The following is a 21,857-nucleotide window of genomic DNA, read 5'->3' as shown; positions in this document are numbered from 1 at the left end:
TTGCATATTTAGCCTAGTAACTTTCAGTGGGTTTAAGCCCGTAGCGCTTTCCCAATTTGATAAGTCTGGGCTCTGCTACGCTTGGTTTTACCGTCAATACTTGGATAGGTAAATCATCTCCAACCTGCAACTTGTCATAAAAATCTTTGTTATCCAGAATAAACTCACCTTCACGACTGCCCTGAAATTGATAGCTGTACTCAACGAAATAGAAAGTCTCCTGATGCTCCACTTCTCGGTCATACTCGTCCCGGTGAACATACGTATTAGATTCAATTCTTTTGTTAGTAATGGTGCCGAAAAGGTGTTTACCAAACTCTTTCGTCAATTCTTTTTCGTAGTAGTAGCGAATACTTGATGGCAGGGAAAAAGCGTACATTCCAAGAGGTATCAAGATAAATATAGCGCCAAAAATAACAGCCCCAATACCTGCACCGTATTGCTCAGTTACCCCAATGTAAATAATGAATCCACCAACAATATAAAACGGAATGCCAACGGAGATAAAACCCAAATGCTTACCAATTGCAGCAAACAAAAACTTCAGCTTTGTAGAGAGTGATAACGATTTTTCCTTGGTCATAACAGACTATGCTCCTTGCATAAGATTTATACTGCCACGATAATAAAATATTTAGCCCTTTTGGTCGAGCAGTACCTCAGCTGCAGGATGAGATACTAATGTAAAGTGACCACACAATGATGAATAGGGATATGCAAGGAGGCTTTCATGAAATATTTGGCACTTATAGCAACGATCAGCATAAGTAATTTAGCGGCTGCACAAGGCGAAGTAGCAGCAGAGTGGCAACTGGGACAATACGCTGTATCCATTGGTGAAAAATGTGTTATTACCGTTTCAACCCCCGCTTCAAAAGAGATAATAGCAAACGGTTTCAATAACGATAAAGCCTGTAAAGTCGCCTATCTAGCCCAAACCAACATTCCCAACGCTTACGTGATAGGCGGTGCACATATTCTTATCGTCGAACAGCAAACTATCCAATCAAAGAGCTGCTGGCGTGTATCAAAGGCACTTTATTTACCAACCGATGGTCAAGCCGCATTGAGCACCACTCAAATAGAAAGCGGCAACTGCGACGGCCATATAGAGCCAAACGGAGCGATGTATTTAATTTCAGCTCTGCAAAACCCAATTTAAAAGACCTGCAGCGTTTAAGGTTTAGTAGACGCTTTAAGCGTCGCTCTAACCGACGAGACAAGCCGACGACTGACGGGAACACTTGCTCCATTGGTTAATTTCAAGTTGCTTTGATTATTATCACTTTCTAATGACACCACTTCATTTAGATTAGTTAAATAAGAACGATGTGTTTTTACAAAAATAGAGGGCAAAGTAAGTTCGAGTTGTTTTAATGAGCCTGTAAACAGCTTCTGCGTGGTGTCTTTCATATGCAGCTCAACGTAGTCCCCTGCGGCTTTGCAAAACGCAATATCCGTGAGCACAACATAGTCAGTTTTACCTGCAATACTGACTTCCAGCTTAGAAGGAGACTGAAGTTGTTTGTTCTGCGCGAGTTTAAACTCAAGCTTGGCGATATGAGCTTGATCACTACTCAACTGTACTTGCTGAGCACGATACTCTTTAGCTTGACGAATGAAAAGGTAGACTAGCAAGACGGCAATGATCACAAAGTGAGTAATTTCGTGGAAGCTTGATGCAACAAATAGCACGGTTGCAGCCACCAACAACTGCACCACAAACCAAGCCGCCAAATTATTGTTTTTCGCGCGTCGCCAACAATAGCCTAGCTGGACTAGGCTAACGAGTAATGGCACAAACACTCCGGCCGTGGTTTTAGAGTCAAAGCCTGGCGCAAAAATAATAACAATAAGCGTGATTAGTGTACCGATATAAATCCAGTGAAGCGCGTGCTTTTCTGCAACTTTTATGGAGCTATATACAAGCAACAAAGTGCCAAATAAAAACGATAAGCCCGTCACGGTCAACAGTCGAATATCATGCCACACATAGCCATAGTCAACTAACCCTCGCGATATTTCAGCACTGAGCTGCATTGCCGCGAGCAGGCACAGTGCGGCAAATATCTGAACGCTTGTATTGCCATAACGACCAAAGCTCAGACTTATAAAGTACAATGCGCCCAACAAAAAGGCACCAACCAGAATCAGGCCCAAACCACTAAATGATTGAATATACTGCTTAGGATCGCCAAATTGCCCTAGCCCAATAAAATGAATTGGGTATCCTAATGAAATAAGGCTATGCTGCGCAGACAGACTAAACACCAGTTGATTGCTTTTCTTTATAAGTGAGTCTGGCAAATAAAATACGCTGTCCATTTTGCCTATTTGCTCAGTTTTATCTACGGCAGGAAAGCCGCTGCTCCCCACCTTACTACCATTTAAAAAGACTTCGCTTGATGATTTAGCGAATAAATACAACCCTACGGGCCTTGGTATTGAGGCTAATTTCGCTCGCTCAAATTCGATTAACACCCAAACAGCCTGATTTTGCGGATCAACCTCAGATAACTTAGCTCGGTGACATTGCGGCTCAGTAAACTGTGGAATTTCTTTTGCCGAGACTGACCATGGGCAAACCGTCACGGCTTGCTCATAAGAAAATGGCAACAAAGGTTGACTGGCATAAGCCTTACCTAGAGCGCCCGAGCAACACACAGCCATCACTAAATAAAGTACAAGATTAATATTCACACTCTACCGCTTTTCCTTTTACCGTTCGTCGGCTTTTTACTACCGCTGAGCCTACAAGCCAATAAATATCGGCCTCTCATAGAAGTTCACTACCCCATAAAGTTGCCATGGTATTCAATAAAAACAAACTATTAAGGAGTAATACTATGCGATCAACACACACATTAATAGCCGCGTTAAGCTTATTCACTTGCTTATGCGTAAGCGCAGAGAAAGGTAGCGATAAGCAAGTGCTGTACAGCAATGAGCAACAAATCGAGTTTCAAGCCAACAGCGGAGAAACAACGGATGCCATAGCTGGGCACCTCTGGGTGCCTGAAAACAGGAATAACCCCAACAGCAACAAAATTAGAATTAACTATGTGCGCTTTCCTGCAACCGGCAGCAATAAAGGTTCCCCTATCGTATATTTATCTGGTGGCCCAGGCGGTTCAGGGATCGCGACTGCCAAGTGGCGAAGATTTCCGTTATTTCAAGCGCTAAGAGAGTTTGGTGATGTTATTGCGCTAGACCAAAGAGGCACGGGGCAATCAGAGCAAGCTGCTCCTTGCGTGTCTGGTGAACTCATTGCGCTTAACTCTGTTACCACTGAAGCGCAAATTGCAGACCGTTACCGCAAAGCCGCATTACAATGCTTTACTCAATGGAAGTCTCAACATATTGATATATATGGTTATAATACCGAGCAAAACGCGCTAGACATAAACGACTTACGAAAACACCTAAAAGCTGACAAAGTATCACTTTGGGGGATCTCTTACGGCAGCCATCTGGCACTCAGTGCCATAAAAGCGATGCCAGCGCATCTTGACAAAGTAATTATCGCCAGTGCTGAAGGGCTCAATCAGACCGTTAAACTACCTCACCAAACCGATCAATACTTTGAAAGAGTTCAAGGAATTATCAATCAGCAAGCACTTAAACAACAAGTTTCGGATCTACCCGCTTTGATGCGCCGAGTGCACAGTAATCTTGAGCAACAGCCTATTGCACTTCAAATTACACAAAAAGACGGCTCAAAAACACCCATGTTATTTCAAAAGCATCATATTCAGTCGTTAGCTAGCATGATGATTGCCGATCCTAACCAATATCTTGCCATGCTAATTCACGTTTATTTAGGTTTAGATAACGGCAATACTGAGCTGTTAAAACATGTTTTGCAGCGTGGAATGTTTACCGATGAGCCCATTACATTCAACTTGATGCCGCTGGCGATGGATGTCGCTTCAGGGATCACCGCTAAACGCCTTGCAAAAGTGACAAACCAATCGCCAACAGCCTTGCTTGGCGACAAGCTTAACTTTCCAATGCCAACACTTCACTTGATAGATAAAAAACTAGACTTAGGTGATGATTTTAGAACCGCTCCCCTATCCAACATCCCAACTTTATTGTTTACAGGTAGTCTAGACGGTAGAACGTATCCGGAAGAACAACTTGAAGCTGTGAGAGGACTTACAAATTTGACCCAGATTATGGTGAACAATGCGGGCCACAACCTTTATACAAGCTCACCCTTGGTGCTCGCCAGAATGCAAACATTCTTAAGCGGAAAACCCGTCAGTGCAGAAGCAATCCAACTACCGCTACCAAAACTTGCGCTGTCAGCACCGTAATTCGAAAAAACGACTCTAAGTGAATTGAAAAAGCAATTCACTTAGAGTGGGCTATCATCAACAAAGTTGTTGATAGCCCATAAGCTTGAGTATAATCAGGCTTTTGGCCTCTTACATCCATAGCATTATGAAAAAGCTCTCAAAAGTACAAGAAAAACAACAAGCCTTGGTACTGACCATTGCAGACAAACTCGAGGAACAAGCTCGTGCAGAAATTCCCGGCATGGTGCAATGTTGGTTTGATGTGGAATATCACTTGTTCCCCGGCTCATTAATACTCTTTTTCCAATTTGAGAATGAACAAGCATTGGAAGCCGCAAAGCCAGACCTTCTTAAATGGCAAAAGCGTTTAAGCGCCGCCATGCTGAAAAAAGGGGTGATTTTAAAGGATATGCGTAAACATTTAACCTTTACTTTGCTTGGTCCCGAGGATTAAAACTGGCGATAAAATCTAGCCGGACAACTGAACGCTATTCGGCTAGTCGATATTAACAGCTCTCATTCGCCATAGTGTTGACGCCACAATTGATTGCTAAAACGATGATTGGGAATGAGTTCTTGCTTTAAAGCAAAAAATGCTTTTGCATTTGGATTGGATTTTTTCAGCTTATTGACTGCAATCCTCCAGCTCCAAAGGTTCTTATCGATTGCAAATTCCATATTGCGTTATTTTCAAGTAAGCTGCTGAAGCTCCTTATAAATCTTAAAAAAGAGGAAAGTACGTTGGATAAGAGAATTGAACCTGAGCTTCCCAGTATTACGCCAGATTTAGATCAGGTTGAAGCCTATAAAAACTCCACCACCCAAGCGAGCCGTAAAACCTCAGCACCAAAAGAAAGTACCAAACAAACAAGCCAGCCCGCCAAAGGTATGGGGATGATGAATTGGTTGGGTGCAATCTCGATTATTGCGTTGGCTGCTGCGGCGTTTGCGCTCTACCAACAAAACTTAACAACCCAGGCACAATTACTCGAGTCAACAAATCGCATTGCCGAGCTTGAACATACCCTCACCGCCACAGATGAAGAGATGGACTTGTCCGCGGGTGCAATGCAAGCAAAATTGAACACACTAACCGAGCGCACAGACGAGCTTTGGTCACAGATGGATAAACTATGGGCGTCAGCGTGGCGAAGAAACCAATCAGACATCAAAAAGCTCGAAGAGCAAGCAAGTAATAACGCTAAAAACCAGACCAGTACGACTACCAAAGTAGAAACACTATCGCAGAGTCAAACAGAGCTTGCTTTAAAACTATCGCTATTAGAAGAACAACAGCAAGCCGCTAGTGTGCTAAAAAATCAAATTGCAGCCATTAATGGCGATGTTGATCAGTTAAAGTCTCAAGCGCAAAGCAGAGACTCTAAACAGATAGAGATCGGCGCAAGCCTTACCCAAATAGAGATGACACAAACCGCACTGGCAGAAAAATTAGAGCGTTTGGAGCGTAAATTGGCAGCAGCCCCCACAACTCAAACGCAACCAAAAGCGAATTAATCCGTCATTATCAATGGTACATTAGCAATATGAGTTGGTAGCGAACTCGCGCAACCAACTCAGCTTTTATTCTCTTCGGCATTCACAAAGTCCCTCGCCAGTTCACAAAATATAACGTAAAATATCCTATTACATTCCTGTATTTATTCGCGCGTAAGCTTTACGCTTAAATCAATACACATTATCTACTCAGGCATACTGTTTTGCCGATTGAGTATTTCTTGCTTGAAGGCAACTATGAAAAAGACATTTGAACTAATTCACCCTAAAATCAAACTTGAAAGACGCGTTGACGCGGTTAAGCATGAACTTAAAAAATACCTAAAGCGCGAGCGCAACAAAACTTTACCAGCGGGCGCTGATTATTGGGATTTTGATTGTAAGTTTGGTAACACAGAAGCTGAAGCCGAGCCGGTGCACCTATCACAACTAAACAAGTTGATTGATAAAACGCAAACTGAAAACCTCACTTCCTTTTATGTTGAGATTTTAGCAAAGCCAGGCTATAGAAAATCAAACGATTTATCTGACGATGAGTTAGAAGACTACTAAGCCCAACTTCTGTAGGTCGAGCTTTAGCTCGACAACATCACCTGCTCTCCCCCAACAATACCAACTGGCACAAAATCACGCGCATGATACAATCGCTCGTCGAATTTTTGGTGGCGCTACTGCCGGTATAGTGAGAATTAAAAAGTATGAGCGAGTCATTTGTAGCAATCGGATTAGTAAACCCTAAATCACCAACCAATGTGGGTGGCGTATTACGGGCCGCAGGTTGTTATGATGCGCAAGCCATCTACTTTAGCGGCAATCGTTACGCAAGAGCTGCAAAATATCATACGGATACAAAAAACGTTGCCGACAACATTCCCATCAAACAAGTTGATGATTTCATCAGTTTAAAAGTAGCAGGCCGTGCACTTGTCTGCGTTGAGCTGGTAGAGGGCGCAATCCCACTGCCACAGTTTGCTCACCCCGACAACGCGTTATACATTTTTGGTCCTGAAGATGGCAGCCTGCCACAAGAAATCGTGGATGCCGCTGATGCAGTGGTGTATGTACCAACCACAGGCTGCATGAACTTAGCCGCGACAGTCAACGTGTTGTTATACGACCGTATGGCAAAACGCTCAACGGGATTTGATGCTAGTCAGATACTCACCAGCCGTGATATCAATAACCGCCTAACAGTTGGATAAGTTTTTGCTGTAAGCATCTTTTTATTTTTGACTAACCCGCTCTTTGTCCGGGTAGTGATTTGCATTTTTTAGGCTTTGTAAGTCATCAAAACGTACTCCGTGCTGAGCCATAACTGGGCGTACTTTTTTACTTATCAATTGCCGAATATAAAACGGTTGATTAGGCACAAAGTGATGAATTGTGTGCGTGCGACCAAAGTCAAAACAAAACAGCTGAAACGGTAAAAACCAGCGACTGGTGATCACATGAGTCTGCTCCAGTATGTTACTCACACCACCATAATAATGCATTGAAGATGTGACGAGGTTCAAAGACGCTGAGCGGATCATATTAGGCACAATCAGCACCACCATTAAGAACTCAGCAACCGCTAGTAACTCTGCTCCCCACCTAGGTAATTCAAATGGTTGTATAAATTGCAGTACGTAATAAGTAATCACACCATATAAAGTCGCAAAATAAGCCGTGGCAAGCGGAAAACCAGCATTAAAGACCTGCAAAAACTTAAAACCCTTGATTTCTCGACTAAACCGCTTGGCATTCAATAATAAACCTAGCAACCCGTCTGTAACCACCACAGCTCGCAACCAAGGAGATTGGATACCATTACCCACCAAGCGCTCCTCTAAGTCTTGTTCAGTACCAGACATTTTATGGTGATGTAAATGAATTTGCCTGCGATACCAAGGGTTCACCGTATTTGGCCGCATAAGCCACACCGTCAACATCATGAAATGATATACAAATGGGCGGTCACTAAAATACTGCCTGTGGATCAAATCGTGCTCAAGTTCATGAGAAATAGAGGTAATAAAAGCCGCCAAGATAATACACAGCCATGCAGGAATAACGGCAAAATAGTAAAGCGAGGCAACACCAATTAGCGCACTTAACGACAACAGCAAAATCACCATAGCAATACCGTTTTGCTGATTTAAAATAGGATAACGCGTTCGAAGCGTTCGCTCTTCAGCTTGAATCGCGGAAACTATCGCTTTGATATTCTGCCTCGCCGTTAATGTTGGCATAGATAACTTAATTCACCTTTTGATATCAATATCATAACGAAAACTCCTACTACCGTAGCAGCGGCTTTACGCCGCGACAGTTTTAAAACTGCAACGAAACACCCAAACTCCGCGCTTCTATTGACTATCGTCCATCTCATATTGTCGTAGCAGCGGCTTTACGCCGCGACAGTTTTTCAAACATCGATACAAAGCAATACCTAAACTCTACACTTCTATTGATTATCGTCCATCTTATATTCCCGTAGCAGCGGCTTTATGCCGCGACAACTTTAAAACAGCAACGCAACACCTAAACTCCGCGCTTCTATTGACTATCGTCCATCTCACATTGTCGTAGCAGCGGCTTTACGCCGCGACAACTTTCAAACAGCAACGCAACACCTAAACTCCGCGCTTCTATTGACTATCGTCCATCTCACATTGTCGTAGCAGCGGCTTTACGCCGCGACAACTCTAAAACAGCAACGCGACACTTAAACTCCAAGCTTCTATTGACTATCGTCCATCTCACATTGTCGTAGCAGCGACTTTAAGCCGCGACAACTTTAAAACAGCAACGCAACGAAACACCCAAACTCCGCGCTTCTATTGACTATCGTCCATCTCACATTGTCGTAGCAGCGGCTTTACGCCGCGACAGTTTTTCAAACATCGATACAAAGCAATACCTAAACTCTACACTTCTATTGATTATCGTCCATCTCGTATTGCTTCAAAATGGCCAACATGCTCTCTGGAATTGGCGATTTATTCCCTGTTTTCATATTAAACATCACCACATTCGCATACCCCGTTGTGCATACTGCTTGTTGCGATTCGCTAAACGCCTCATAGCGCATGGTAAAGCGATCTTCTTTGATATCAGTGATATATGAACCAATATGCAAGGTATCTGGAAACGTAACTGGTCGTTTATATTGCGCGTACGTATCACGTAAAACCGGACTATGGGTAGGTTCTGATAATACAGAAAGTAAGCCCGTTTGAGTCAAAAAATCGATTCGCGCGGTTTCAAAATAGCGAAAATACGACACGTTATTCACATGCCCCAACGCATCCATTTCTCCCCACACCACATTCACTTTGGTGGTGATTGCAAACTTTTCTAAAAATTCCTGCATGATGTTGCCTTTAATTTTGTTTATTGAACTCGAGAGTAACAACTCATCGTACCAGCAACAAGGTTAACGAGATAGTTTAAGGCAACTTGTCAAAACAAAGAAAGCAAAGCCAGCATTTCGCAGTGCAACCTTACGCCCCCGTAGGTCGCCATTTATGGCGAAAAATAATGCCTCAGCTCCCTTCGTTTTCAGCGTAGCTTTAGATACAAACACAATTCAAGCGCAATCCCTATCATTCCATCTCACAAAAAATTGACGCCTTTTATAGGATCAACACCTAAGATAAATCACCAATGATTTTTCTCAATACTTTCAATATATAAGCAAACAGCAGAGCAATATTTATAAGCTTGGTTTAAAAAATGCATCTGAAATCAAAATCAGAATTAAACTTAAGCATGTCACCAATATGAACAAAAGCACAAATACAGTTTATGTGTTGAGCGGTTACGCTAAATGCGCCATCACTCAGCAAGGAAAATACAAACTCGGCAACAAACACTCAATCGGCCTGCTAACCACAGACGAAAACTATGAAGATAACATCAATAAACTTGAGGCCTTTATTAAAGATTTAGGTTGGGAGTCTATTACGTTTTGCATGGTCGAAACCGTTAACGACATCAGCACCCTATCCAACGACGTTTTGATATCAAGCTTTCTTCGAGCTCAGCAAAATGGCCAATCGTTAGTAGTAAACGACCTCCCTATTACCGTCCATTAAGGCGGTAAATGCACGCGTAGGAGCGGCTTCACGCCGCGATCTTTTGATAATCACCATTTGCGGCTACAAACAATTTGTAGTCGCGACTTGTTTTTTGACCCCGCCCTGCAATTTTACCTTTCGCCGCTTTGGCGATGAAAAGCAGCAGACTAATCTATTCAACGCCGAGCTGAATTTGACCGGGTGGGAGCGGCTTTACGCCGCGATCTTTCGTGATTGCCAGCGGCTACAAACAATTCGTAGCAGCGACCTTATGTCGCCTTGCCGACGATCAAAAAGAGAAGCTTAAATTACACGCAAATCACATAATTTAATTAAATTGAACATTTTGCATAGAAAACCACAATATTATCAATAAACTTAAACTTTGAACTCTAACATGTATACATTAAGGGCGAGTGATGCTAAACACAGTTTTGGTAAACTACTTCCAAGTGCTCAACGAGAGCCTAAAAAATTAACAAAAACGACGAAGATGCTGTTGTCCGTTTTCCCTCTCGTGACGCGCCTCCACTTTCTCACTTTGCATGTAAAGTGCAGTAGTTACCCCTACAAGAATATTTGTATTACGCTAAATTCATCATGGACATAGCAAGTTTACTTCTATTTAAGTCTTTCATACATCTTACTTCTTACCTTGTTCCCAATCGTCTACCAAGCCAACAGGTAAATTATTTACTCCATTTGAGCGATAATGTGCAATTTCAAATCCACTGTGTTTTTTAGCTACCTCTGGTGGTAAATCATTATCAACCAATATTATCTGGCAAAGCTTTCCTTTCTCTTCAAAACTCTCGGCTAAATCTAAAAGAGACTCAAACAGATTTTTATATTTATCAGGATCAGACACTCCTTCGTTTTCATCTGCTTTAAGATCCGTATCAAATGCTTCGTCTTCAGGCGTTTTTCCTAAGAACTTTCCGACCGTATCAATCATCATCAAACTAGGTAAGTTTGTGTTGGTATTTAATTTAGCTTCCATAATCGAAGCTAGATAGCCAATTGAAGTAATAGTTCTTAAACCACCAGAGTTAATATTTCTGTATTCAATATTTCTCACTATCGGTAAAAAGCTCTTCTCACTAATAGATACACCAAATTGATTATTAATTTTTACATTTTGTAAGAATAAATCTAAAGAAACTGCCAGTTCAGATAGAACAGAAGACATTGAAGGAGAGCTTTTTAACATTTCCTCCAATCGCTCTTTTAATTGAGTGATATTGGATTCGATACGACCAATATGCTCAGCGATACTTCGTTGTCTATTTCTAACTTTCAACGCGTTTACAAATTTATCTCTTCGCTCAACAAGCTTTGCACTTTCCTTTACCAATACATCTCTTTCAGCCAAAAACGGAGTAACAGCATTCGCTAACTCTTCATCTATGTATTCTTTCGCCTTTGACTTTTCTCTGTAAAGCTCGTTTAGGGTTTGCGTGGTCTCTTCAAGTTCCTTTCTATTTTCTGAAATTAAAGCAGTTACATCTTTAGACCGTCTTACTATAGAGTTTAACTCATGCTTGAGTTTGTTTTCTTCGGAGATATCAAACTCTTCAGAGACATCACTCAGATTTATTGTATTATAACAAATCGGGCAACTTGAAGTCGTATGTTCTTGTTTTCCAATTGCATTTCTTGCTTGTGACGCAGCTTTCAGCTTTTGAATATCGTTTTGATAATCGTTACTTAAACGCGAAAACCTTTCTATGTTTCTCTCAGCATGACTCTTAACATCTTCGAATCTCTTGATATCTAGATTAATAATATCTAATGCTTCTTTAAGTCCACCGTAAAGTTCATTATTGGATACCATTTTGTTGTTAAGTTCTTTTAGCTGCCTATCTAGATCTTCTTTTAACTCATCAATCAGCGTTATCTCTTCATCTATAGCCGATGTTTGCTCAAACTCTATTTCTGACAAAAATTTTGAAATGACCCTATACTGACTTTCCAGGTCCGACTTTTCCTTTGTCTTAGTCGATATATCAACCTCAAGATCTGAAATACTTGTGTCTAAAACATTAAATATGTACTTCAATACTTCCCTATTTTTCACTTCAACAACAGGATTGCCAATGTTAAGCATGTGAGTGCTACCGACATCATCTTGGTTTAAGTACATATATTTGAATAAGTCTAAAAAGCTTAATCTAGCAGTGTCTGAATTGTCTTTTGTAGGTGCTTGTTTTAATTTAACTACTGGAAAATTCAGTTCTTCTAGCAGAAAATCTGAAAGACTTTTCTTTTCATTTGTACTCCTAGAAACTGACGATACATATTTTTCCGGAAAGTTTTCTTCTAACTTGGTGTATCGACATGAATACACCTCGACATCTTTAGTCGAATTGTATAGGTCTCGAATAATACAATATGGCGTTCCATTAATTTCGACTTCTAATACAGCATATTTTACAGATGACGAAATCTCATGGTCTAACTTACTCTGTTTCCCACCTAGTAAATAATAAACAATTCTAAGAATACTAGATTTACCTGTATCAGCATCCCCATAAATTATGTTAACTCCCGGGTAAAAAGGAACTGTATAATTTTTTCTATGGCCAACTAACACTAGTTGCTTTAGTAATAATCCTTGCTGAGTAGTCATTTTTATCCTTGCTTCAAGACTGAATTAATATAAGTACTTATCTTGGATGAGTTTTCTGACTGCAATTTAGCCAAACTATCAATAAAACCATGAATTTTTTTGTAGTAACCATCAGTAAACTCTTCCAATATCGAGAGACCACTGTCATTTAATTCAAGCAAAAAGCCTTCTTTTTCATTAAATGAAACTTGAATATATCCTTTAACCGACAAAGCTTTTATCAACTTAGTAACTTTATCTCGGTTAAATAACTCATCTAGATTTGGTGCTATTGTATCAACAGTAAAGTAGTCAGTTTGTTCAATTAGAAACTGCTTTTTTCCTGCTTTCGATAACACTTTATTCAGGAAAACCGGTCGAGTGACCAAAAAATAAAACGTCTGAATTTTATCAATTGTTAAAACTGCTTTTCCACGCTTGGTTCGAGCTAATTTTCCGATAATTAGCATTAGAATTCCCGCATTGTAGTAAAAGTCTCGCTCTGGCTGCAAAAAAGGTAGGCTACTCATAGCCTTTTTCCTTTAAGTTCTCTTTCATTGACGCAATATTAGTATTTTTGTCCCACCAAATAGTTTCAGCTTCACTGTTAGCTAATTGATGCAGCATTCCTTGTTTATGAATTGCGTTTAAAAATGGAACTAGAGTTTTCAAAAACTCTTTATCTTCTTTCATTATTTGCTCATGAACATCAGCCAATAACAACCCTGAATTAGGAATTCCATCATGAACATATTTGGTATAACTATTTTGATAAACTTTCTTAATTTTCTTGTACAATTCAGCCAATCGTTTCTGATCTGAGGCACTGCTGAAGATTTTTCGAATGTACTCAGCATTTAAGAATACTTCTTTGGCATCGCGTATTGATGTTTTATGGACGTCAGCAGCCAATAGCTTCAATACGAAAAGCTCATCACTGTACTCATCGTCATTGCCTAGAGCCTGAATTTCAAAGCCACTTATTGCAGGATCACCATCTCGATAATCTAAAATCAGTTTTTTAACTGCAACAAAAATCGTAGAGTTTTCGTTATCTGGCTTAGTAATACTTGAGTGGTTTTCATCTACACTAATTACATCTGATACTTCTTTATCTGCAGGTACAGCGCTAGTTTTATCTACAATGCTGTCGCTTGTACCATAGAAGTACTTCGTTGTTGGCCTTAGAGAAGTTTTTAACCAGTAATCATTTAGTTTATGAATAAAGCCATTTAAAGGTTCCAACCCCTCTATTTGTAAATTATTACTTATTAAATTCCCATATGTAGCTAACTTAGCCCCTTGATGGGGTACAGCTAGTGATAGAAACATTTTAACCTTTGACACTGACTTTTCTTCTAGATCTTTAATAATTAGACTTTTAGTTACAAGGCCTCCCATACTGTGGGCGATGACAAACACGGATTCATATTTTTCTAACCTAAATCGAAACTCAGTGCGTAGTAAATTGGAAATTTCTTCTATGCTGGAGTTATTTCTTAATTTCCCATGTGATGTACCAAAAAGTTTTTTCAATAACTTAGATGTATTACTAACTTTAGCGAAAAGATTTGTTAATTTAGTGAAATAGGTGAACTGTGCAATATCAAAGTGATCAGATATTTCTTTGTCTTGAAGTAACAACGTAGGAAAAGAAACTTTACCGTTTAAACTCCATGTGTCAGAGCCTCCAGTGAAGCCATGAACGAACAATATAAGGTTGGAGCCACTACTCTTTTCGGAAATAAACTCGATCATTTTCACCTTCCTTAGTATTTAAGTTGGAACAACAACTCCCAACCTGATAATTTTGTTAACTTATGGTATACAAAACCAACTTTATGTAAAGATTAATAAGACCAAAAACATGAATTAACCTCTCTTAGGGGTCTTGTAAAGACTACCCAGTAAATCCTTCTCCTTATATCGCGCCAGAAAAAATTGATGATCAATATCAGCGTATAGCGAGATTTTATTCCCGACAAATTTCAAGTACTCAATTCCCTTAAGGAAATGCGCTGCAAGCCAGAATGACAAAGTGATCTGCCATTATGACGTTTACGTTTTTATTAATTTTCTGTTTGAAAATTAAGCGTAGCATTGGTGCCGTCGGGATGACTAGCGATCGATGCGTAACGTAGCAACGCAGCGCGAGGAAATGGAGGTATGGATGGCGACCTACGTAGAGATTTGGTGTGAAGTCTAAGTTATGCGTCGTTATAAGGGATCGCGGCGTGAAGCCGCTCCCACAAACCAAGAAAAGAGTCAAACATGAGCCACCACCAAATCCATATCCACATGTGATTAAGTATTTTAAAAATAGACATTTAAAAAATTAACCAACTGATTTTTATATATTTTTTAAAAGCCTATTCTAAGCGAGATAGTATTTAAATTTTAGACATTTTAAATAATTGAAAAATAAGAAAATTATTTCTTGGATTTTCTAGGCCAATAAATGGCTTTTACTCGTTCAGGAAGTAGCTGGTACAACAACTCTTTTTCATGCTTATACAGCCAATAATAGCTCGATTTGACTTTTTTTCTAATATCATTACGAGTAGCGTCTGGGTGTTCATCTATAAAATCCGAGACTCGTTTCGCATGAAACTTTTGCTTTTCAAAATACCAGATGCGCTTTCTTAGCTCTGGAAGCCAAACATGTTTAGTTAAAACTTTCTCAACTGCTCCTACTGACACATTGAACTCATCGGCTATATCCTGTGTTTTTACACCAACAACTAACTTGCGCCAAATGGCTCTCTCAATGAGTTCAGTGATTTTTGATGGCCTTAAATCAATGGCTAAGTTATTCTGCTGAGCTTTTATCTTTATGGTGCTTACTGTTGTTCCTATAAAAAGGGCAGTAGTTCTTAAACTTTTTCCTTCTGAAATCATTTTTAGCCCTTCGTACCAATTAACACTTTGTAGATGGTGTTGTTGTTCGGTAACTGGAGAGTCTTCTTTAATTTCTTCAATATTTGCACTTTGCTTAAAGTCATCCCAAGAATCAAAAAGTGCAGAGATAAAAACAAAGTGTTTTATTGGTTGATGGTTGCAAGCTGCTCTGTAGAACATACTTTCAGACAGTTTTCCATCCAATGCAGCATCGAAAACCTGAGGGTATGGATAGTCAAATTCAGACATACCATCCAAGTGTTGTATTAAATATTCCTTCAGCTGCTTTTGCTTTATTCTCCCTGATTGAGTTAATAATTCCATCTCACCGAGTCTATTAAAATAAGCTTGGTAAGTATCAACTTTGGACCACTGTGCATCATTATCAAATATCTCGCTTTTTATTAACTTGCTTAGCCTTATTTCAAACAAGGAAGATGGATGAATGCATCCAGATAAAGGCGGCATTCGTGGTGTTTTAGTATTACGTTTAACACTTAGTAAATGTATACAATGTGTTTCACATGCGGTAACACCCACAAGCTGATGACTTCTGTGCCAGTATGAAGTCCCAAACTGTTGAGCATCCTTTTCGGCACAAAGTGGACAATATTTTAGTAATTGACCGGGTGTTATTCTGTTGGCAACAGCGCCAATGCGGCTCTGTAAACTTGAAGTATCGCCTCTCTTAAGCTTTTCACAAATCTCACCGTACATGATTTGATCCATGAATGGTTGAAAGTAATGAGCGTTAGTGAAACAAAAAATAAGTTGATCCAAACTCACCCCAGATAGCTCGGATAACTTTTTTAAGTAAGGGGGAAATTCGTTAGCGGGGCGATTGTCCCTGATACCTAATTTTCTTAATGTATCTCTTTTAAAGTCAGCATGGGCTGCAAAAAAATGGAAGCGACAAACCCAGCTATAAACAGTCTCATCTGGAAATGGAGCAGGAAATAGCTGGTTCGTCATTTGAGGTTACACCTGTTAAGTTGTTAGTTCATCAGGAAATAGCCAATAACCAAGCAATATCCAGTGTATCGGAGATCTAATTTTGTATGGATTGTTGATCCCTCTATACAAGTTTCCTATTACCTTGGGAGTGCCTTTGTTTGAAGCTCTCGTATAATCAGTATACAAATAGGCCAGCAATTCGATATTTAACTCACTTTCAAACTTAAAAGTTAATTCATCAGTGTGTTTACTACATTGATGATTCGAAATGCTATCCATGCCCAAAGCAGTTGTAATGCGATTTTTAATTTCAATAAAAGGTAACGAGTTTTCCATCAATTTTTCTTGAACGGAATATAAAAAGTTTTGCCATTTACCTAGCTCTGGTGTTTCCGCCTCTAGCAACTTACACCACTTTTTCACTTGGTGCGGCAGAACTCCTGTTTTCAAATCTACAACAGGATACTTTGCCTTTTCTAACATTGTGTTGTGCTTGTAACACGAATACACGCTTGGGATTTGATGCTGTGTATGCCAATAGCTAGTACCAAAACTATCTATATCCTCCTTTCTACATGTCGGACAACTATGCCAACTTCGGTCAAACTGAAATAACGTTTTTTCTCCGTTACTGTGGTGTAAATCAAGAAACCTATTTTTAAGTAGCACTTTATGATCAAGCTCATGAGCAACAGATATTTGCCATAAAGGAAATAAAGTATGCTCTCTTAACAGGCTATCGCTTTGACCAAAACACTGTAAAAAATGGTTAACCGAAGGATGGATAACTTCATAAGCTTTAAATGTTTCAGAGTTTATCTGATTGCTAGTTAAGTAATGCTTAAATTCAGGGTAAGCACGAAATTGTGAATTCCTTACAAACCATGACATATAGTGTTCATTTGGGAAGATATTTAACGAGGCCAAACTCATATTGGCACCCTCAAATATCCATCTTCTTCGATTAAATCAGTTGCTTCTAACTCAGCCTTCTTGAATAGCTTATCCAGAATTTTTTCTTCTGCCTTGGTAGGTTTATATTCAGGCAAGTACTTTTCTACGTGTTCATAGAGAGACTTTGCTTCAGCCTTACTTAAATTTATGTTGTCGCCAATTTTAATAAGTTTTTTAACCAGCTTTTCTACTTCTTTATCAATATATTGACCTGCACTCATTAAATCATCGAATGCGGCAACATTCCCATGCCTCAACGCTATTATTCCTGTTTTCATAATTGAAAAGCGCTTTTCAAACACGATATCTAAAAGGTCCAAAGAAAATTTAGCTTCACCACTTCTCAATCCTAAAACATTAGCCTGTTCTATGAGGAAAAATAAGCAATGCGGTATTCCTCTCGTCAATTCATAAATTTTCTTTTTATATCGAACTGTTAAAGGTTCGAACTCTGGCAAAAGTTGATAACTCCATGCATATTCCACCAATGTAGTCCAATCGGTATCATTTATTGTATAGTTCTTCCAATCGTAAGGAATGCCTAAACGTCTAGCATTTGAAAACTCACTGTCAGTAAGTTTGTTTGCTTTTGAAGTACCAATTTTTAACGTAGGAACTTTGGCTTCGTTAGTCAGTTTGTCGAAAAACTTAAAAATTAGGTTTTTCTCATTTGCAACGGCGGTACATATATTTTGCATTTCATCAAAAATGATCATCCCAACCAAAAGGGTTGTGCAAATTTTAACCAACCCTTTGATGCAATCAGAGCGGCTTTTGTCACAATACATGGAGTGATAGCTGTCTTTCCCTTTCAATCCTAAAATCCCATCAATTTGCTCAAACAAATCCAAACAAATATCTTTGGTATTAGAATCACCGGGAATATTGACCTTAAGATATACAATTTGAACTCTTTCTTCATTCAGCGGACCATCAGATGGATGGATTAGAACTGGCTCGATTAAACCTAGAACTGAGTCTACAAGGGTCGTTTTTCCTAAGCCTGAATAACCTGTAAATTTTAGCGATGGTGCGGTAGTGCGAGTTCTTTTATATGTTGCCGTAGCTATCTTTTGTTGCCACTTTTTAACATCTTCATTTAAAGGGTTTCTGTTTTTGTAACCGACCTTAATGGTCCCCAATAAATCACAGTACACGTCATAATAAATGGACGTAGTACAAACGGACTCCATGATATTTGACGCCATACCCTCTAGTGTCTCTGTACTAAATTGAGATAAATCTTCAGGTGCATAAGCTTCGTCTTGGACTCTTTCCCAAAAATCATCAGGATTAAGCCTTAACGGCAAACTCTCAATGTATGGGTTACCTTTATAGTCTGGATTGTCCGACGGTGTATATTTTGCAATTTTGTATGTCATATCTTTATCCTCTTCTCCGTTTACTCAATTTTCTTTTTTCGGCAAATAAATTTGCCGTATCTTTAGTTAAGCTATTTTTGATCTGAACTTGCTTCGAAGAAGATTTGTCGTCTATATCTTTATCCTCGTGATAGTTCTGGTTAGTAAATTTATTTAACTGCTCTTGCGACCCTACAATCTCTCTGTCAATTGCCTGTGATCGATTAGATGACACGTCTTGGCTATTTGCCGCATTAACAGTTATTTGGGCTTGTTCTTTTTTTGCATCTTTAACTTTGGCCTTTGCATTTACCGCTGTTTTACTCTGCTCTTGATGGTACTGATCCATTTGCACTTCTTTTTCTGTCGCTTCTTCGATCTTTTTGTCTTGAATACACTCAGCACTCCACCATTCAAAACTCGCATCATTGGGGTGTAAAACGGCTTCCTGAAAACCAAAGTCAGTAACAATCCATATCCGACTCATTGAATAACGCATAAACTTACAGTCGTATGTCTTACCTACTTCCTTCTCATATAAGAAGTTCTTCAAGGCCCAGTCACAGGAGTATTGCAACCCCTGAGATGTTCTGCGCTTTTTAAAGGTTCTGATGTATCGCCCCTGTAGGAATAAACCGTCTCGCTTAACCGTTACTTGAGCACTTTCAAGTAGTTGCATGAATAGCTCATCTTCATCCACTGATTGTAAGTCACCAGCCCTATGAACTAAGCCCCAAAGCCATTTTTGGTTAGGAACATTCTTTACACCGTCTTCTTTCATCTCTTTACTTAGAGGCAACGTTCTTAGCGGGTAAAATTTATTAAAGCGTGTTATAAAATCTATTAGTATTTGATAAAGCTCTCTTATGTTAAGTACAGCGTTGCGTCTGACTCTTCTTGCTAGATAATTCTTTACATACTTTTTACTAATCGCCCCCGGAATTCGCCCAAATAAAAACTCTTCCAAGGTTTTGTGTCTGCGCTCTACTAGCCCTTTTTCCTGTGAATTACCTTCTTTGTTAAACAACACTTCGATATTTGCATCTGCGCTAAAAGCATCTGTTAAAGCAGAAGCAAACTCGGCATTATCTACTATGATCCTTGCAGGCTTGCCCTCAGGTAACCAAGGTTCATTTAGCTTTACACCGATTTCTTTGCAGAACACTTCTTTGTTTCTACAAGATATGAAAATTATTTCTCTTGCAGTGTGAGCCGATGGCTTCGCAAATGTCAGTAACAACCCCACCCACACCCTAGAGAACATATCAATTACAGAGTAACAAGTAGGTCTACCTAACCTTCTATTCCTGTCAAACTCATCAACAAGCTCTATAGCTAAAGGAGTTTCATCAACCTGATAATCACTCCCCGGCGCATCACCAAATATTTCGTGGATTTCACCGCTAAGTCCTTTAATATTTTTGTTATATTCGTCAAAAAGACCTTGCGCTTTCAGTACTCGATGACGGTTATCACTAGTCAAACTATATGCATATTCAAAAAACTGATATTTACTTATAAATAGTTCACCTTTTCTTTCCTCATATTTCAAAAACTCCCCCGTAAACTGGTCATATACGGGGTCACATTGATGCTTATTGTGATATTCAGTCCAACATTCAGTGACAGGAATGGGTGAGTCACACTCGTGAAATTCTCGAACAATTGACTTGATGTGCTTATTGTCTAGTTCCTCTCTCATCCTGCCGTTACAGACATTACCTTCTCGACGTTTAGGCCCTGTTTTATTTAAGTACTTTTTATTCGTACCTTTTCCTGTTCCCGGTTTTCTAAGAAAACAGTTTTTATTACTTCTGCACTTTAAATAACGATAGAGCCACTGATATACTTGATATCTAGTCGTTTGTTTTAAACCATTTTCTTTCGCAAATTCCAGACAATTTTTAACCAAACCTTTTCCATAACTCCCCTTACGTAAAAACAAGTCTAAGTTTTCAACCAACGGTTTGATCACCTCAAATTTTATGTCTCTCTTTGCACGAGCTTCATCATCAAGTAACTCCTCAACTTTTTTCCAATACTCTGTTTTTTCGAAAGATCCCTTTCTAATCTTCCCTTCAATTAGCTCTTCTAACAGCAGTCTATAAGGCATTGCTTTTGGTTTAGTATTGTCACTTAGGCCAATGACAAATACTTTATCTTCCTTGGAATCAATCAAGATAACGATAGAAGCATCTGTTAATTCAGAACCTTGCTCAGGCACAAGCAGATCTTTAACCATTATATTTTGAGTAAGTTCAGTCATGAGCAACCACCTGAATGTCAAAGTCAGACACCAAGTTCTCAAATCTAAGCGGGATATTTAAATTTGCTTTTATCAATTTATGCCAAAGACAATGATTGAATAACGAAACACTTTGATGGTACTCAATCCCCATAGATTCTGAGGTTGCGTTGAGCAAAAAGCTTAATCGTCTTTCACGAGTATTTCTTAGGTTAATTGAAAATGATTTCAACCAGCGTTTTCGAATTAGCTCTAGCTCAAATGAAATTGTTAAACTCTTGGCAAGCTTTACCAAATTTCTTGCAAAGATAGACTTTTTGTAAGTTGAGCTGTGAATTAAGTGATATTTAATCCCTAGCGATTCCCAGAAAGCTCTCTGGATCTTTTCTTTATTTTCTAGATTCTTTTTTTGGCGGTCAGTTAATGATTTAATTTTCTCATCATCTTTAATCGAGTAAACAACTTCATTGCCATCAAATTTTCCACAGTAAAAATCGGATGTCATAACGGCATCTACGTTTGTACCGGGATATTTGGGATGTCTGATCTTCAACCGCTTAGCAATCGCAATGGATCTTTCAATAGGTAAAAGCGGGTATTGCTCTTTCGACCATAGGATTCGGTCATCAAACATTAAAATATAAGCATACAAATTCTCATTGGTTGAGAGAACACGTTTATCTTGGCCTTTATTTTCATAATCAGGGACTCGACCTTTACTCCCATCCGACCTGATATCTCTGGGGTCAATAAAGGGGATGTACTTCGAGCCTTTTGCGTTGGCTGCTTCCCATTCCTTAATTCTTTTATTGCGCTTTGCAACAGTAATGTTTTTGGTGGATTTTCCTCGTGCCATATTAATAAACCATATAAATGAAAACTGCGTACAGTTTTCGCCCTTTGACACCTCTCACCCCCGCAGTGAGTTAATGCAAAATCAATTCTTGATCAATTTTACCG

The 21,857-nt window shown here is 39.3% G+C and carries 20 protein-coding genes; 7 read left to right on the top strand and 13 right to left on the bottom strand.

The features are described 5' to 3' along the window. Window positions 1-13: 13 nt before the first annotated feature. Window positions 14-583 (bottom strand): hypothetical protein, encoded by a 570-nt coding sequence (locus GSF13_RS10300; RefSeq protein WP_010607292.1) that lies wholly within the window; start codon window positions 581-583, stop codon window positions 14-16. 147 nt (window positions 584-730) lie between these two features. On the opposite strand from GSF13_RS10300, the gene GSF13_RS10295 reads away from it, so the two are divergent. After that, window positions 731-1,162, top strand: a complete 432-nt coding sequence (locus tag GSF13_RS10295; protein ID WP_211868166.1) for a hypothetical protein — start codon at window positions 731-733, stop codon at window positions 1,160-1,162. 14 nt (window positions 1,163-1,176) lie between these two features. Here the strand turns inward: GSF13_RS10295 and GSF13_RS10290 are convergent, their stop codons facing one another. Continuing rightward, window positions 1,177-2,700, bottom strand: a complete 1,524-nt coding sequence (locus GSF13_RS10290) for a LytTR family DNA-binding domain-containing protein (protein WP_211868164.1) — start codon at window positions 2,698-2,700, stop codon at window positions 1,177-1,179. 146 nt (window positions 2,701-2,846) lie between these two features. Between GSF13_RS10290 and GSF13_RS10285 the strand changes: the two genes are divergently transcribed. Together GSF13_RS10285 and GSF13_RS10280 are read left to right on the top strand one after the other, a co-directional pair. Further along, complete coding sequence (locus GSF13_RS10285; RefSeq protein ID WP_211868162.1) at window positions 2,847-4,319, top strand: alpha/beta hydrolase; 1,473 nt, start codon at window positions 2,847-2,849, stop codon at window positions 4,317-4,319. Window positions 4,320-4,446: 127 nt separating this feature from the next. Next, entirely contained in the window at window positions 4,447-4,755 is a 309-nt protein-coding gene (locus GSF13_RS10280; protein WP_102056286.1) for a hypothetical protein, read from the top strand. A gap of 62 nt (window positions 4,756-4,817) precedes the next feature. On the opposite strand, the gene GSF13_RS10275 is transcribed toward GSF13_RS10280, so the two are convergent. After that, a complete protein-coding gene (locus tag GSF13_RS10275) occupies window positions 4,818-4,979 on the bottom strand; it encodes a hypothetical protein (protein WP_158299106.1) in 162 nt (53 codons plus the stop codon). A 63-nt stretch (window positions 4,980-5,042) separates the two neighbouring features. Between GSF13_RS10275 and GSF13_RS10270 the strand changes: the two genes are divergently transcribed. The 3 genes from GSF13_RS10270 to GSF13_RS10260 all read left to right on the top strand — a co-directional run bounded on the left by GSF13_RS10270 (window position 5,043) and on the right by GSF13_RS10260 (window position 7,018). Beyond that, window positions 5,043-5,816 (top strand): hypothetical protein, encoded by a 774-nt coding sequence (locus tag GSF13_RS10270; protein ID WP_010607297.1) that lies wholly within the window; start codon window positions 5,043-5,045, stop codon window positions 5,814-5,816. Between the two features lie 237 nt (window positions 5,817-6,053). Next, window positions 6,054-6,368, top strand: coding sequence for a DUF6172 family protein (locus GSF13_RS10265; protein ID WP_010370561.1), 315 nt, complete (start codon window positions 6,054-6,056; stop codon window positions 6,366-6,368). A gap of 146 nt (window positions 6,369-6,514) precedes the next feature. Continuing rightward, window positions 6,515-7,018 carry an RNA methyltransferase gene (locus GSF13_RS10260; RefSeq protein WP_010607298.1) on the top strand — a complete coding sequence of 168 codons (504 nt, stop codon included), beginning with the start codon at window positions 6,515-6,517 and terminating at the stop codon, window positions 7,016-7,018. A gap of 21 nt (window positions 7,019-7,039) precedes the next feature. On the opposite strand, the gene GSF13_RS10255 is transcribed toward GSF13_RS10260, so the two are convergent. Both GSF13_RS10255 and GSF13_RS10250 read right to left on the bottom strand, forming a co-directional pair. After that, window positions 7,040-8,047, bottom strand: coding sequence for a fatty acid desaturase (locus GSF13_RS10255; RefSeq protein WP_174170821.1), 1,008 nt, complete (start codon window positions 8,045-8,047; stop codon window positions 7,040-7,042). A 686-nt stretch (window positions 8,048-8,733) separates the two neighbouring features. Beyond that, a complete protein-coding gene (locus GSF13_RS10250; RefSeq protein WP_206471316.1) occupies window positions 8,734-9,171 on the bottom strand; it encodes a thioesterase family protein in 438 nt (145 codons plus the stop codon). 409 nt (window positions 9,172-9,580) lie between these two features. Between GSF13_RS10250 and GSF13_RS10245 the strand changes: the two genes are divergently transcribed. Continuing rightward, window positions 9,581-9,895 carry a hypothetical protein gene (locus tag GSF13_RS10245; RefSeq protein ID WP_211868160.1) on the top strand — a complete coding sequence of 105 codons (315 nt, stop codon included), beginning with the start codon at window positions 9,581-9,583 and terminating at the stop codon, window positions 9,893-9,895. Window positions 9,896-10,520: 625 nt separating this feature from the next. Here the strand turns inward: GSF13_RS10245 and GSF13_RS10240 are convergent. The 8 genes from GSF13_RS10240 to GSF13_RS10205 all read right to left on the bottom strand — a co-directional run bounded on the left by GSF13_RS10240 (window position 10,521) and on the right by GSF13_RS10205 (window position 21,753). After that, the gene (locus GSF13_RS10240) at window positions 10,521-12,506 is read right to left on the bottom strand and encodes a hypothetical protein (RefSeq protein WP_211868158.1); all 1,986 of its coding nucleotides are present in this window, start codon (window positions 12,504-12,506) and stop codon (window positions 10,521-10,523) included. Window positions 12,507-12,508: 2 nt separating this feature from the next. After that, complete coding sequence (locus GSF13_RS10235; protein ID WP_211868156.1) at window positions 12,509-13,015, bottom strand: ABC-three component system middle component 4; 507 nt, start codon at window positions 13,013-13,015, stop codon at window positions 12,509-12,511. After that, a complete protein-coding gene (locus tag GSF13_RS10230) occupies window positions 13,008-14,243 on the bottom strand; it encodes an ABC-three component system protein (protein WP_211868154.1) in 1,236 nt (411 codons plus the stop codon). The genes GSF13_RS10235 and GSF13_RS10230 overlap by 8 nt, the downstream gene beginning before the upstream one ends. Window positions 14,244-14,915: 672 nt before the next feature. Further along, a complete protein-coding gene (locus GSF13_RS10225) occupies window positions 14,916-16,355 on the bottom strand; it encodes a TnsD family Tn7-like transposition protein (RefSeq protein ID WP_211868147.1) in 1,440 nt (479 codons plus the stop codon). 15 nt (window positions 16,356-16,370) lie between these two features. Next, complete coding sequence (locus GSF13_RS10220; protein ID WP_211868144.1) at window positions 16,371-17,228, bottom strand: TniQ family protein; 858 nt, start codon at window positions 17,226-17,228, stop codon at window positions 16,371-16,373. Window positions 17,229-17,266: 38 nt separating this feature from the next. Next, window positions 17,267-18,673, bottom strand: coding sequence for an ATP-binding protein (locus tag GSF13_RS10215; protein ID WP_211868135.1), 1,407 nt, complete (start codon window positions 18,671-18,673; stop codon window positions 17,267-17,269). Window positions 18,674-18,677: 4 nt separating this feature from the next. Continuing rightward, the gene (locus GSF13_RS10210; protein ID WP_211868133.1) at window positions 18,678-20,918 is read right to left on the bottom strand and encodes a DDE-type integrase/transposase/recombinase; all 2,241 of its coding nucleotides are present in this window, start codon (window positions 20,916-20,918) and stop codon (window positions 18,678-18,680) included. After that, window positions 20,911-21,753, bottom strand: a complete 843-nt coding sequence (locus GSF13_RS10205; protein WP_211868130.1) for a TnsA endonuclease N-terminal domain-containing protein — start codon at window positions 21,751-21,753, stop codon at window positions 20,911-20,913. The genes GSF13_RS10210 and GSF13_RS10205 overlap by 8 nt, the downstream gene beginning before the upstream one ends. Between the last annotated feature and the right edge of the window lie 104 nt (window positions 21,754-21,857).

The organism is Pseudoalteromonas sp. M8, assembly GCF_018141365.1.
In the GTDB taxonomy this organism is placed as follows: domain Bacteria; phylum Pseudomonadota; class Gammaproteobacteria; order Enterobacterales; family Alteromonadaceae; genus Pseudoalteromonas.
Note: the sequence above shows the minus strand (reverse complement) of the source record. Positions and strands in the feature narration are given on the sequence as shown.